The organism is Erysipelothrix tonsillarum DSM 14972, assembly GCF_000373785.1.
In the GTDB taxonomy this organism is placed as follows: Bacteria; Bacillota_I; Bacilli_A; order Erysipelotrichales; family Erysipelotrichaceae; genus Erysipelothrix; species Erysipelothrix tonsillarum.
The window spans coordinates 316,629-330,597 of record NZ_KB892379.1 but is presented as its reverse complement, the minus strand read 5'-3'; the positions used below and the strand labels follow the sequence as shown (position 1 = coordinate 330,597).

The following is a 13,969-nucleotide window of genomic DNA, read 5'->3' as shown; positions in this document are numbered from 1 at the left end:
TACACCTCTTATCTATATGCGGTTTTACCCGTTGTATCTATTTTACCACAAGACGATTACCTGTGCTAAAAAACACACAAATCTCCAAAATTCGCAAAAAAAACTCACTTCCTAAGAAGTGAGGTTATTGACACTATGGTGACCCGTACGGGATTCGAACCCGTGAATGCATGCGTGAAAGGCATGTGAGTTAACCGTTTCTCCAACGGGCCATAGAATGGCGCTTGTTGCAGGACTCGAACCTGCGACCCACTGGTTAACAGCCAGTTGCTCTACCGACTGAGCTAAACAAGCATCGCCAAGTGCCCATAAAATATAACACACTCACGATACCTTGGCAAGCCTTATTTCACAAATTAATCATACTTTTTTAAGTTCTTTATATTCTGTGAATATCAGTCACATATTTTTTGTTTTTTAGTCGGATCACATTCCGAAGCATACCAAAGAAAAACCTCATCACAAGGATGAGGTTTGTTATTTACACTATGGTGACCCGTACGGGATTCGAACCCGTGAATGCATGCGTGAAAGGCATGTGAGTTAACCGTTTCTCCAACGGGCCATAGAATGGCGCTTGTTGCAGGACTCGAACCTGCGACCCACTGGTTAACAGCCAGTTGCTCTACCGACTGAGCTAAACAAGCATCGCCAAGTGCTCATAAAATATAACATACACCCAATGACTTAGCAACCTTTTTCAGTAAAAATAATTGATTATTTTGAGAAAGATTAAACCTGTGATTTAACGGCACCAGAATTGATAATTTATGATTCTCATTGGATCTCGCTTCGATTAAAATTCAACTGAGAGGTCGATAAAAGCCAAATACAAGGCAAACCAATAAGGACCTATCCAATTCAAGGGACTCATATTACGTCGCTTAGGCCTGCTTCTAACGTCCATAAACTGAAACCAAAGAAAAACCTCATCACAAGGATGAGGTTTGTTATTTACACTATGGTGACCCGTACGGGATTCGAACCCGTGAATGCATGCGTGAAAAGCATGTGAGTTAACCGTTTCTCCAACGGGCCATAAATGGCGCTTGTTGCAGGACTCGAACCTGCGACCCACTGGTTAACAGCCAGTTGCTCTACCGACTGAGCTAAACAAGCATCGCCAAGTGCTTATAAAATATACCATACTAATATTGCCTTGACAAGCATATTTTAAAAATAGTTTAAGTTTTTTGAATAAATTTAATATGGGATGGTTCAGACTGCGTAATTTGAGATGGTTTCCGTCTTGGGAGACAGAAAACCGCCACAAATAGAAGACTGGTTTGAACTGCAAAAAGGGGTATATCAAAAATGCCATACATGATCGTCGCGACTAACACCCCCAACGCGAGTGGATAATCCAAATAATATGCATTTAAATAAATATCACGTAGTTTTTCAATTAAAAATACAACGAGGATAAATGTTCCGCAGATTCCAAAACTTAAAAAGCTTTCAATAAAAATGTTATGCGCATCAATATTATCGAACAATAAAGCATACGTAAACATTCCTTTACCAAACCATGGTTCTTTAATAATTTGATGGATTGCTTTATCCCAGATTTCCAAGCGAATGCCACTGTGCTCTGCAATTTGCATAAAACGAGGAAAAAGGTCAGGACGCATAAGAATAAAGAGTGTCAAGAGCGCACCACATAGAATCAAGACTTTAAATTGGGTCCACTTTTTCTGCACGAGGATTACTGTTAAAAGGCCAAACATAAGAGCAACCACAATTGAACGCGTCCCCGTTAAAAACATTGCATATAAATTAATGATAAACGCCCCAGCGTAAAAGGCACTCAAGCGATAGTTTTTAAATGTAAGTTGGAATTGTAATTGGTTAAAACAAACCAATAAAACAATCAAAAGGATGAAAGCATACAGATTTGGATTATCAAATGTCGAATACGCTCTAAAATATCCATCCCCATAAAATGGCAAATGCCCCATTTGAATGACTCCGTCAAATAAGCCCATGAATGATTTATACCAAGACGGTCTCCAACGAATAAAGTTGAAGAAAAAATTGAATAACGAACACCACACAATATAATATTGCATTTTCATATATTCCTTTGGTCCCATCCGTCGATTTAATACGAATGCATAGGCAACTATAATCACAAGATAAAGCGTTCCCATGACACCTTGCATATTTTTATTCACCAAAGCAACAATTAAGAGATAAGCCCAAAGGATCCAAAACGTACTCCATTTATAGCCCTTGTAGCGTATCCACTCATACAAAACAAAAACACCTGCGACAATAACTGCGGGATATAACAAATAGTCTGGTAAGAATAACACCATGATCATTAAGAATATGACATTCTCAGATAAGCGTGTCCCTACTTTTTTACAAAAGTCTTTAATTATTTTCATCATACATATTTTACCACATTAAAAAGTGACGACTATTACAATAGTGTCACTTTTATCAAAGAAGCCATCTAATTAAGCGAAATCACTATAGTTTACTCTTCTTTTTTCTCTTCTTTCGACGGTTCTCCGTTTTCATTTGCTTTTTTTTCTTTTGCTTCTGCCTGTTCCGTTTTTAAACGTTCGACAAGTTCTGTATCTTTTGATTCTGAAACGAGTTGGATCTGCTTCTCTTCCATATTTCCGTTTTTAATCAATTGGTAATAAATGAAATCTGAACGATTATCTTCGTTCACATCTGTAAAGTTATAAAGGTTAATTTCTAAATCATACTGTTTTTTAGAACCCTCTGTTTTGAAATAAGATTCAACGGGTAACACCGCTACAACCTGATCATAAGCTGATTGAATTAAAGCTTCCGCATCTTCTTTTGATGTATCTGGCTTCATTTTCAATTGAATTCGTAATGTAGCAGTCTTTAAGGAAACACTGACTTGTTCAAATTCTGAGCTTTCTTTCAATACATCTTCAACATTCTTTTGAAGTTCTGACGTAATCGCAGGATCATGATCATTTGTGAATCGTTGTCCTGTCAGCGGTTTACCGGACTCCATGGAAGCTTTCACAATTGTGAATCCCAGCCACAGTGTAGGAATTAGGATTAAAACAAGACAGATAATGATTGCATAATAAGACCAGTCATGTTTTTTATTTGTTTTTTGATTTTTAACTTTAACTTCTTGTTTCTGCTTTGGATCCATTTTTTTTGTCATTGCGATCCTCCTTATGCACCTAAATATTATATTATTTTCTATTTATTATCAAGCACACTCACGACGAGTTGATTTGTAACACGTGGATTCGCTTGACCTTTAGATACTTTCATCACCTGACCCACGACGAATTTAATCGATTTATCCAGTCCGTTTTTATAGTCTTCAATTACTTGCGGATTTTGAACTAAAACATCTTCAATCCATGCAGTAATTGTTGTTTCATCACTAATTTGAACCATTCCGGATTTTTTAATAACTTCTTTAGGCGATTCCCCTTCAATAAACTTAGCAAACACTTGTTTCGCTTGTTTTGAGTTAATGGATCCAGATTGGATTGCATTAATGAAGTCTACAAAGTGGTCACAGTTCAACCATGCTTCAAAGGTGCGATCCCCTTTTTGATCTAAAACCGCTAAAACATCTTGAGTAAGCCAGTTTACGACCAGTTTATACTCACTCGTTTTGGCTGCAACTTTATCAAAGTAAGATGAAAGTTCGGGATTTTTAACCAATACGTTTGCATCATAAAGACTCAATCCCATATCGTCTTGATAACGTTGAATACGCGCCATTGGAAGTTCCACGAGCGTTTGTTCTAAGATATCCTTACCAATACGTACAGGAACAATATTTGGTTCTACAAAGTAGCGATAATCCACAGCAGTTTCTTTAGTACGCATCGCTACGGTTTCTTGTGTTTTCTCATCAAAACGACGTGTTTCCGTTACAACTTGATCACCCTTATTTAAAATTTCTGCTTGGCGTAGGCTTTCAAATTCAATGGCCTTTTGCACATTGTTTGTTGAGTTTAAGTTTTTAATTTCAACCTTAGTACCAAATTTTTCTTGACCTTCTGGGCGCAAAGAAATATTCACATCACAACGTAACGACCCTTCATCCATACGTCCATCAGAAATACCAAGATAAACAACTAATAGTCGCAATGCATCAACGTATGCTGCTGCTTCTTCGCCGGTTCTAAAATCTGCTTCCGTTACGATTTCAAGTAAAGGCGTTCCTGCGCGATTAAAATCAATCAGCGTTTTTTCACCTTCATGAAATTGCTTAGCAGTATCTTCTTCCATATGAATGCGATTGATGCGAACTGTTTTTAACGTTTCCCCTACAAGCACATCAAAATGCCCATGTTGTCCAAGTGGGAAAAATTGTTGAGTAATTTGATAACCTTTTGGTAAATCTGAGTAAAAATAGTTTTTACGATCAAAGCGGATTAAATCATCAATCTCGCAATTGAGTGCCTTACATAAACGAACACCATAATTCACAGCTTGTTTATTAAGTTGTGGAAGGGTTCCAGGATAGCTTAAATCAATTTCGTTGATGGCTGTATTCGGTTTTTGACCGTATCCCAAAGGTGCTCCGGAGAACATTTTTGTCTGTGTTTTTAACTCACAATGAATTTCAATTCCAATAACTGCTTCGTATCCCATTAGAAAGCCCCTTTCCAGTCAATAATCGACTCAAATGCATGACCATATGCAAACATGATGTCTTCCGTAAACGGTTGGGTAGAAATATTGATTCCTACAGGTAAGCCCTCTACGAGGTCGAGTGGAATCGTCATGCTTGGGTAGCCACTAAAGTTATTGATTACCATATGATTTTCACCAATTAAATAAGCATCCGATAATTCATCCATTGTCGAACCATCCAATTTTGGAGCAATGGTTCCTGATGCTATCGTTACCATAACATCAACATCATCAAAGCAAGACGCATAAGCATTCACTAATAAACGACGCACTTTTTTAGCTTGGTCAAAGACATCTTTTTGGTTTGCATCATCCAATGCAAATGCCCCAAAGATAAAACGACGTTTAATGAGGCTGCTAAAGCCATTGGTCCGTGTGTTTTTCATAATTTCTTCAAGTGAATCACCATCTTGTGATAATCCGTAACGAACCCCGTCTAAATTGGCGTGATTTGCAACGGCTTCTGAATTTGAAATGACGCTGTAAACCGGTAACATGGTACGCATCAATGTTTGGTCCACATTTTTTTCAACTAAGACTGCACCCTGTGCCGATAATTTTTCTTTAAACGCTTCAAAAGCTGCTTTAATTTCTGTGTTTTCTATGGAATCCTCTACAGTTTTGAAAATTCCGATGCGTTTTCCTTTAAGATCCATGTCAAGTAAGTCGGAATATGCTTTAACCGGTTCCATTGAACTGGTCATATCACGATCATCACGACCTGCCAAGACTTCTAGAAGGCGTGCGGCATCCGCAACGTTTTGGGTGAAATAGCCAACATGATCCAGTGAGGATGCATAAGGAATCACACCATATCGGGAAATACGTCCATATGTTGGTTTTACCCCAACCGCACCGCAATATGCAGCGGGTTTTCGCACGCTATCGCCCGTGTCACTTCCCAATGCTGCACGAATCGCTTTCGCCCCAACAAGAGCCGCTGAACCCCCTGAGGAGCCCCCAGAAATACGGGAAACATCATAAGGATTGTATACCGGTCCAGTAATGGCAGATAAATTCGTACCACCCATTCCCAATTCATCCATTGATGTTTTCGCAACAATCACAGCCCCCTCTGTTATCAAACGATCCACAACATGTGCATTGTAGATTGATTGATGATTGGAGAGCAACTTACAACTTGCAGTTGTAAGTGTGTCTTTCATATTGATATTGTCTTTTAAAGCAATGTCCCAACCTGTAATCAAGCCTTCTTGAGGTTCTTGAGGTTCTACAAAACTTACAACCGCATTTAGGCGTTTATTTTCATTTTTTAAATTTGCGATAATTTCATCAATTGTTTTACTCATTTGTTAACCACCTTTACAATTTCAAAATAATCACCATCAACACGTGGTGCATTTTCAAATGCAAGTGCTTGGTCAATGACATGATCGGGCTCATCTTCACGAAGCCATGTTGTCTCCATTTCAAATGGATAGGACATAACCTCAACACCTTGAGTGTCGATACCTTGTATTTTATTAACATAACGTTCAAAAACCGGCGCATTGGCTGCAACCATTTCGAGTTCTTCGTCAGTTAGGCGAAACATCAAATCGGAAGCAAATTTTTCAATGAGCTCTTTATCTAAATTTTTCATAAATCCTCCTAAGTTACTGTAATAATGACCGGTTTATTATTACCGGGTTCTTTACGCACAATCATGCGCGAATTTTGGTAAACTTTGATGTTTACCGTAATGGGAGCTTGAATATCTGAAAAGGCACTAATACGTTCGGATACATACTGAGCAAGCCCATAGATTTCAAGATAAGTCTTAGCGCCCGTTGTTAGATCAATGTCTAATTGTTGCACACGTTTGTCGATAACAAACATCTTACCGGTAACACCGATGCTTTCATCGTTCATAAAATCAACGACTTCACGCTTAAACACCGAAAAATCTGAGGATGTCTCTGGGTATTCTTCAGATGCTTCCTGAGTCCCTAATAACGTCCACTTCTCATTGGTTTGTTCAAACTGACCACCACGTGATTCAAAAAAGCCTTCGCCAATTACACGACCGGGCAAATATTTCCCTGGTAATGTGTCAGTATCACTTTCTTGAGCATAAAGCACAAGATAAATTGGTACGTCACTCATCCCTTCGATCGTACGTAAGTATGAAATCAGTCGATTCCCAATTGATGTACGAGCTACCTCATACAGCGTTTCATCCGATAAACGAATCGGCAGCCCTGTCCCCGCTTCAGTTTGAACACGTTTCATGACAAGCGCAATACCTACTCCGTCGAGTTTATTGATATCCTTACCAGAATGGAAATTGACCTCCACCACATCTCGAACAAAAGTTGGATTTTGGATTTTCCGACCTTTTTCAGTGAATTCAGTCCCGTCAACGGGATTAAGCCCATATGGATAGTTCTTCGACTCGTGCCGTAGTAATTGATCATAATGTTCATCATTAATAATAGAGCCTTCCGAGATATTATAGTTTGACGGATTAAAGTGGTCTTTTGATTTATCTTGTAAACGACGACCAATTTCAATCATATCAACCTCACGAAAGTTGGATCCATAGATTTGTCGTAAAGGTGATGTTTTAAACGGCGTTAGAATTGAATATTCGCCTTTACCACCCTGAATTACCGAAACACTTTCTTTTTCCGTTTCGGGTTTGTTTTCCTGGCTTGCACACCCCGTCAAGAGAAGGAGTCCTGTTAAACCTAAAATCATCAGTTTTTTTAATTTCATGAGTTCACCTCATTTAAGAATTCTTCTTCTGTCCATGTTTTAACGCCCAATTCTTGAGCTTTGATAAGTTTCGAGCCAGCACTTTCACCATAGACAACTACATCCGTCTTGCTGCTTACGCTACCTGAAACATTACCTCCCAACGATTCAATCATTTTTTTCGCATCTGCACGTCCCATTGTTTGAAGCGTACCAGTCAGTACAAACTTCATCCCTTGAAATTTACTCGATGTCACTACATGATTGTAATTCCCATTTAATCCTCGTTCAAGTAAATCTTGAATTAATTCACGATTATGATCAATTTCAAAGAATGAAACAACAGATTCTGCAATAACACTTCCGATTTCATCAATTTGAATGAGTTCATCATAATTCGCATTCATCAAGGCTTCAATTGAACGATAATGAGCCGCAAGTACATTGGAGGTTTTCGCCCCTACATGGCGAATCCCAAGCCCAAAAATTAATTTTTCAACTGAATTTTCTTTACTCGATTCAATTGCTTGCAGTAATTTTTCTGCGCTTTTGGGTCCAAGTTTATCCAATTGAGTCAAAGCTTCAACATTTTCATGCAACGTATATATATCCGTAATTGTGTTAAGTAGCTTCGCTTCATGGAGTTGATAAACCCGTTTTTCCCCGAGTGTATCAATATTCATTGCTTCACGAGAAGCAAAATGTACTAACGCTTCCGACACCTTTGCCGGACAATCGACATTAACACAGTAATGATCTGCTTCACCTTCAAACCGAACTAAATGTCCTAAACAAACTGGACATTCCTCTGGGAATACATATGGCTTAATGTCTTCTGTACGATTAGTCACATCAACCGAAACAATTTCAGGAATGATTTCGCCCGCTTTGCGAACAATGACATCATCTCCAATGCGTATGTCTTTATTAATAATATAATCCTCATTATGCAAGGTTGCATAACCCACTAGCGATCCCGAAATCTGTACAGGCGTTAATTTTGCATTCGGGGTAATTTTTCCAGTACGACCAACGGTCACGAAAATATCCTCAACCTTGCTCTTTACCTCTTCAGCTTTAAATTTGTAAGCAATCGCCCATCTTGGAGTCTTTACTGTAAATCCGAGTGCATCTTGCATTGCAAAGTCATCAACTTTAATCACAACACCATCGATGTCATACGGCAATTCGGCACGCATGTGCTCAATCTCTTCAATGCGCGCCCAGACCGCGTCAATGGAGTCACATTTACGAATTTCAGGATTCACTTTAAATCCTATATTTTTAAGATAAGATAACGCCTCGTATTGACTTTGAACACCCAATTCCTTGGCATTCACCAGTGTATACCAAAAGCCATCCAAGCCACGGCTTGCAACTACTTTAGAGTCCAACTGTCGAATCGTACCGGCAGCGGCATTCCGACAATTTGCAAACAGAGCTTCATTATTCTCTTTACGGGTTTCATTTACACGTGTAAATGATTTAACCGGCATAAATACTTCCCCACGAACAGTCACATCTTCTTCTACATTCAAACGCAGTGGAATCGAATCAATAACACGAATGTTTTGGGTCACATCCTCACCAATTGTTCCATCTCCACGCGTTACTGCTTGGGTATATGACCCATCCTCATAATCAATGGACATTGCAAGACCATCAATTTTTAATTCCACTACATAGGACACGGTGGGAAACTGTGATCGGATGCGTGTATCAAAAGTTTCTAAATCAGAACGTGAAAACGCATTACCCAACGAAAACATTGGAAATCGATGCGTTACTTTTGAGAATCGATCGGATACCACTCCGCCAATTTTTTGTGTAGGTGAGTTTGCATCAAAAAGTTCTGGGTGTTCCAACTCTAAGTCATTCAACTCTTTGAGCATCTGATCATAAGTAGTATCAGGAATGGTCGGTTGGTCCAACACATGATATTCGTAATTATACTGATGTAATTGTTTACGTAATTCTAAAATGCGTTCTTTACTCATGACATGTCTCCCTTCAATCGAATGCCTGCGTATTTCCGTGAGATTACTTTTGTACCATGAGGGAAATTAAAGGCAATTTTAATCGTTTCATCATCAACGCGTATCACAATGCCTTCCCCAAAATCATCATGCACAACTTGGTCACCACTTTTAAATTTAATTTTTTTACGTAACTGAGTGAGTCCTGATCCACGTTCGAATGAACTGAGTGTCTCTTGCACCTCACTACGATCGATGTTTGTTTCCGATTGAGTCGATTCGGTTTTTTCATCTAAGTGCATTTCTTTAATAAAACGTGATGCACGGGCATAACCACCCGCCACAAAGTTATAACCATTGTTATTTGACAAAAACAGGCGTTCTTTCGCACGTGTAATCGCAACATACATCAAGCGACGCTCTTCCTGAATCCCTCCAGATCCTTCTTGGATACTGTTTTTATTAGGGAAAATATTATCGGATAGTCCCATAATGAAGACATTATCGAACTCGAGTCCTTTGGCAGCATGCACCGTCATTAAGCGCACATACTCACCCTCAACAACTTCACTCTTGTCGCCGTAAAGACTTACCATTTGGATGTATTCATCCAAACTCGGATTTTCATAATTTTCCTGAAACGTAAGTGCATCGGAAATAAGTTCTTTCAAATTTTCAACACGCTCAAGTTCTTGTATTTTTTCAAAATGTTCACGAAGTCCACTTCGTTTGAGGACATACTGCATAACGTACTCAATCGATGCTTCTTGCGCAACTTCACGAAAATCTTCAATCATCATCACATAATTTCGAATTTTAGGGGTTGCCTGTTGATGATGCACATCGTAAAGCATACTTTCATACATTGTCAGATCTCGTTCTCGTGCTTGAAGCATAATCCCATCTAAGGTTTTTTCACCAATACCGCGACGTGGTATTGCAATACTACGTCTTAAAGCGAGGTCATCACCGTGGGTAATCATGCGCAGATAACTCATCATATCCTTTATTTCTGCTTGATCGTAAAAGCGCAACCCTCCATAAATCACATAAGGAATACTGCGTGACATCAATACTTTTTCAAGGGCACGTGAGAGATAGTTTGACCGATATAACACTGCCATGTCTAAATAAGATGCCCCTTGATCATGCAACTCCAACATTCGGTTTGCAATCCAAAAAGATTCAGAATCACCATCATCTAAGGTTGCATATTGAACAGGAAAATCACTTTCTTTATTTGCATACAGCGCTTTATCAGGTCGATCTTTATTATTTTTAATGAGCGTATTCGCACTGTCGAGAATATGCTGTGTGGAACGATAATTTTGGTTTAAGGTTATGGTTTCCGAATCTGGATATTTTTTATCGAAATCAATAATAAAATCCACATTGGCGCCACGCCATGTATAGATTGTTTGGTCTGGATCTCCAACTACATACAATTGGTTTTCTTCCCCCACAAGCGCATCAACAATGCCATATTGGACATGGTCCACATCTTGAAACTCATCCACCAAGACCACATCGAATCGACGACGCCATTTATCTCTTACTTCCAAGTTTTCTTTAAATAATCGATTGACCTCAAGGAGTAAGTCGTCAAAATCCAAAGCAAAAAGTTCACGTAAACGATTTACATAAAAACGATATAAATTCACTTTTTTTTGTTCATGATAGTTTGATCCCGCCATGCGTTCTGCCTGACTCACATCAACACCAGCAAATTTATTATTGGAAATATATGTTAGTGCCTCTCGAAAAGAAATATCCTTTCGATCGTACTCAAATTGTTTATACGCTTCCCGCATCACAGCTTGCTGATCAGACGTGTCTAAAATCGTGAAGTTACGAACCAAGTTTAATGCTTCGTACTCTTCCCGAATAATGCGAACACATAAGGAGTGAATTGTCGATGTGTGAACACGAATCGCATCCGGCAACATCGCTTCCATACGTTCTTTCATCTCATTTGCAGCTTTATTTGTAAATGTAATTGCACAGATTTTTGAAGGATAATATCCAAGATCTGCGATTAAATGTACAATCCGTGTTGTGAGAACCCGAGTCTTACCACTTCCTGCTCCCGCAATCACACGTACATGTTTTGCATTTGTTAATACTGCTTGTTTTTGTTCTTTATTTAATCCTTGAATATAATCCATTTTATCACCGCTAACATTATAGCATATTCACCCGTTTGACTGAGTGACATTTACCAAGGAAATGTTTGCGCTCAAACACCTTTGTAACCTATAATATGGATGAATATATTTAGAAACTGAGGTAAGAGTATGAGAGTCCCTACTGAATGGACGGATTTTGAAGTCCTTGATGCCGGCAATGGCACCAAAACGGAACGCTATCATGATATTATTGTGCGCCGTCCCGATCCCGTTGCAACATGGAAACCGGTAACTCCTGGCATGCCAATTGATGCATTTTTTAAAGAGGGTTGGCATTTCACCAAAACGTTACCCGATAGTTGGGTCATCCGTTACCGTGATTTAAAATTCAATGTCCGTCCCACATCGTTTAAACACACAGGTATTTTCCCTGAACAAGCTGTAAACTGGGATTGGATGCGTTCTGTAATACGTTCCCATAATGAACCCGTAAGAATTTTGAATTTATTTGGTTACACAGGGGGTGCCACAATCGCTTGCGCCAAAGAAAATGTCGAAGAGATTGTCCACATCGATGCCCTTAAAGGTATGATTGCTTGGACACGCGAAAATATTGAACTGAACGATTTAGAGGATAAAAAAATTCGTACGATTGTTGAGGATGCGATGAAGTTTATTGAACGCGAAAAACGTCGTGGTCGAACCTACCACGGCATTGTCATGGACCCTCCAAGTTTTGGCCGGGGTCCCAAAGGTGAACGTTGGAAAATTGAAGATCAACTCCAACCCTTACTTGATGCAGCGATGGAACTTTTAGATCCAAACGCTTTGTTTGTCGTTCTCAACACTTACACAACCAATCTTTCCCCTAAAAAAGTGCGTCACGCTTTAAATGATGCCTTAAGAGAACAACAATTTCCGCTTAACACCCACAGTGAAGCGATTGGTCTACCCATCACAACCATGGATACCATCCTCCCTTGTGGTGTAACAACACGGTGGTGCTATGATGAAAATTTATTATGAGGATAACCACGTTATTGTTGTTGAAAAAAAACCAAACCAACCCTCACAGGGTGATGACAGTAACGATCACGATTTACTAAGTGCCGTAAAAGAGTATATTAAAATTAAGTATGACAAACCTGGAAATGTTTATGTGGGACTAGTCCACCGTCTTGATCGCCCCGTGGGCGGCATTATGGTCTTCGCAAAAACATCAAAAGCTGCAGGTCGATTAAGTGACCAAGTCCGAACTCGAACCCTTGATAAGACTTACACCGCTGTGTGTACCGGCTATGTCGAAGCGATGACATATCGCGATACGTTGGTTAAAAATCGTAAAACAAACACCTCTTATGTTGTGGACAAAAACCATCCCGATGGCAAGTATGCAGAATTGCATATTATCGAGGCACATTACCACCCCGAGACAAATCTGTCCAGTGTAAAAATTAAACTCGTAACAGGACGTTCCCATCAAATACGAGTTCAATTTGCTTCACGAGGACATGCTTTATGGGGTGATGCACGTTACAATAAGCAATCCGTCCCTGGACAACAAATTGCTTTATGGGCAACAGAATTAAGTTTTGATCATCCCATAACAAAAGAGCGCATGACCTTTACCAGTCATACGCCCTCGGAATTTCCATTTAATCTTTAGAAACCATGGCCATGATTTCTGCGCGTCGCGCATCACAATCGTCATGTGCCATTTTAAATAAATCTTCGAACTGTGCTTCAGTTCCTTTAAAGCGGCCGACACCCACTTCTTGAGTTGGGTAAATATAAGCCGCTTTTCCTTCGTCCACTAGTTTATCAATGAGCGCACGCTCTTCATAATAAACATCACGACGACTTTCAAAATCTTGTACTAGTTTCGGTGATTTACGATACACGGTGCGTAATAACATTTTTTGCGCAAATCCTTGGTCCTTCCGTACGTAATCTGCAGATTTCGTGGTGACAACAATATGGCGGGTACATCCCTCATCAATACTTTTTTGAACGGGAATCATAGTCGTAATTCCACCGTCCATATACTTCCTACCATCAATCCAGACTGCACGCCCTGCAACCGGTAAGGTGCAGGCAGCTTTAATAAATAGCGGTTCTTTTGCCAAAGCTTCTTTATTAATCCAAATCGTTTTTTCAGCCGCAATATCATAAACACCAATATCAAACTTGCCAGGAATTGTATTAATCTCTGTAAGCGGGTAATCCAAATCTTTTGTAACTGCATTATAGAGAAAATCGTAACCTACCAATGTCTTTTCAGCCATAATGGATTTAATACCTACATTTCGTTTATCTGCCGCAACATTGATGGCAGATTTTTTTAGGGTTTCGCCTTTACCTAACGCAAACATGCCTCCGTATAAAGCTCCCGATGAAATCCCAACGATATAATCAAATTCAATTTTTTCTTGTAATAACCAGTGTAAAACACCTGCTGTGTATGCACCGCGCATACCTCCGCCTTCTAATACTAAACCAATTTTTTCCATTTTA

The 13,969-nt window shown here is 39.3% G+C and carries 11 protein-coding genes and 6 tRNA genes; 2 read left to right on the top strand and 15 right to left on the bottom strand.

Annotated features, from left to right (window positions below):
* Positions 1–136 precede the first annotated feature (136 nt).
* From B096_RS0107280 to B096_RS0107215, 14 genes are all read right to left on the bottom strand, one after another.
* A tRNA-Glu gene (locus B096_RS0107280) sits at positions 137–212 on the bottom strand.
* Between the two features lie 6 nt (positions 213–218).
* A tRNA-Asn gene (locus B096_RS0107275) sits at positions 219–294 on the bottom strand.
* Positions 295–489: 195 nt separating this feature from the next.
* Positions 490–565: transfer RNA gene (locus B096_RS0107270), tRNA-Glu, on the bottom strand.
* A 6-nt stretch (positions 566–571) separates the two neighbouring features.
* A tRNA-Asn gene (locus B096_RS0107265) sits at positions 572–647 on the bottom strand.
* A 315-nt stretch (positions 648–962) separates the two neighbouring features.
* A tRNA-Glu gene (locus B096_RS0107260) sits at positions 963–1,038 on the bottom strand.
* A 5-nt stretch (positions 1,039–1,043) separates the two neighbouring features.
* A tRNA-Asn gene (locus B096_RS0107255) sits at positions 1,044–1,119 on the bottom strand.
* Positions 1,120–1,184: 65 nt separating this feature from the next.
* Entirely contained in the window at positions 1,185–2,393 is a 1,209-nt protein-coding gene (locus B096_RS0107250) for an O-antigen ligase family protein (RefSeq protein WP_018580085.1), read from the bottom strand.
* 89 nt (positions 2,394–2,482) lie between these two features.
* On the bottom strand, positions 2,483–3,160 hold the full coding sequence (locus B096_RS0107245; RefSeq protein WP_018580084.1) for a hypothetical protein: 678 nt from the start codon (positions 3,158–3,160) through the stop codon (positions 2,483–2,485).
* A 38-nt stretch (positions 3,161–3,198) separates the two neighbouring features.
* Positions 3,199–4,614, bottom strand: a complete 1,416-nt coding sequence (gene gatB / locus B096_RS0107240; protein WP_018580083.1) for an Asp-tRNA(Asn)/Glu-tRNA(Gln) amidotransferase subunit GatB — start codon at positions 4,612–4,614, stop codon at positions 3,199–3,201.
* On the bottom strand, positions 4,614–5,966 hold the full coding sequence (locus B096_RS0107235; RefSeq protein ID WP_018580082.1) for an amidase family protein: 1,353 nt from the start codon (positions 5,964–5,966) through the stop codon (positions 4,614–4,616). Before B096_RS0107235 ends, gatB begins: the two co-directional genes overlap by 1 nt.
* Positions 5,963–6,259: an Asp-tRNA(Asn)/Glu-tRNA(Gln) amidotransferase subunit GatC gene (gene gatC, locus B096_RS0107230; RefSeq protein ID WP_018580081.1), complete on the bottom strand. Its 297-nt coding sequence runs from the start codon at positions 6,257–6,259 to the stop codon at positions 5,963–5,965. Before gatC ends, B096_RS0107235 begins: the two co-directional genes overlap by 4 nt.
* Positions 6,260–6,267: 8 nt before the next feature.
* A complete protein-coding gene (locus B096_RS0107225; RefSeq protein WP_018580080.1) occupies positions 6,268–7,374 on the bottom strand; it encodes a CamS family sex pheromone protein in 1,107 nt (368 codons plus the stop codon).
* Positions 7,371–9,350, bottom strand: a complete 1,980-nt coding sequence (gene ligA, locus B096_RS0107220) for an NAD-dependent DNA ligase LigA (RefSeq protein ID WP_018580079.1) — start codon at positions 9,348–9,350, stop codon at positions 7,371–7,373. The genes B096_RS0107225 and ligA overlap by 4 nt, the downstream gene beginning before the upstream one ends.
* On the bottom strand, positions 9,347–11,494 hold the full coding sequence (locus B096_RS0107215; RefSeq protein WP_018580078.1) for an ATP-dependent helicase: 2,148 nt from the start codon (positions 11,492–11,494) through the stop codon (positions 9,347–9,349). The genes ligA and B096_RS0107215 overlap by 4 nt, the downstream gene beginning before the upstream one ends.
* Before the next feature lie 129 nt (positions 11,495–11,623).
* On the opposite strand from B096_RS0107215, the gene B096_RS0107210 reads away from it, so the two are divergent.
* Positions 11,624–12,481, top strand: coding sequence for a class I SAM-dependent methyltransferase (locus B096_RS0107210; RefSeq protein ID WP_018580077.1), 858 nt, complete (start codon positions 11,624–11,626; stop codon positions 12,479–12,481).
* Positions 12,462–13,121, top strand: coding sequence for an RluA family pseudouridine synthase (locus tag B096_RS0107205; RefSeq protein ID WP_026254152.1), 660 nt, complete (start codon positions 12,462–12,464; stop codon positions 13,119–13,121). Before B096_RS0107210 ends, B096_RS0107205 begins: the two co-directional genes overlap by 20 nt.
* Here B096_RS0107205 and B096_RS0107200 read toward each other — a convergent pair.
* Entirely contained in the window at positions 13,111–13,965 is an 855-nt protein-coding gene (locus B096_RS0107200) for a patatin-like phospholipase family protein (protein WP_018580075.1), read from the bottom strand. The two genes, B096_RS0107205 and B096_RS0107200, sit on opposite strands and share 11 nt — an antisense overlap.
* Positions 13,966–13,969: the final 4 nt, after the last annotated feature.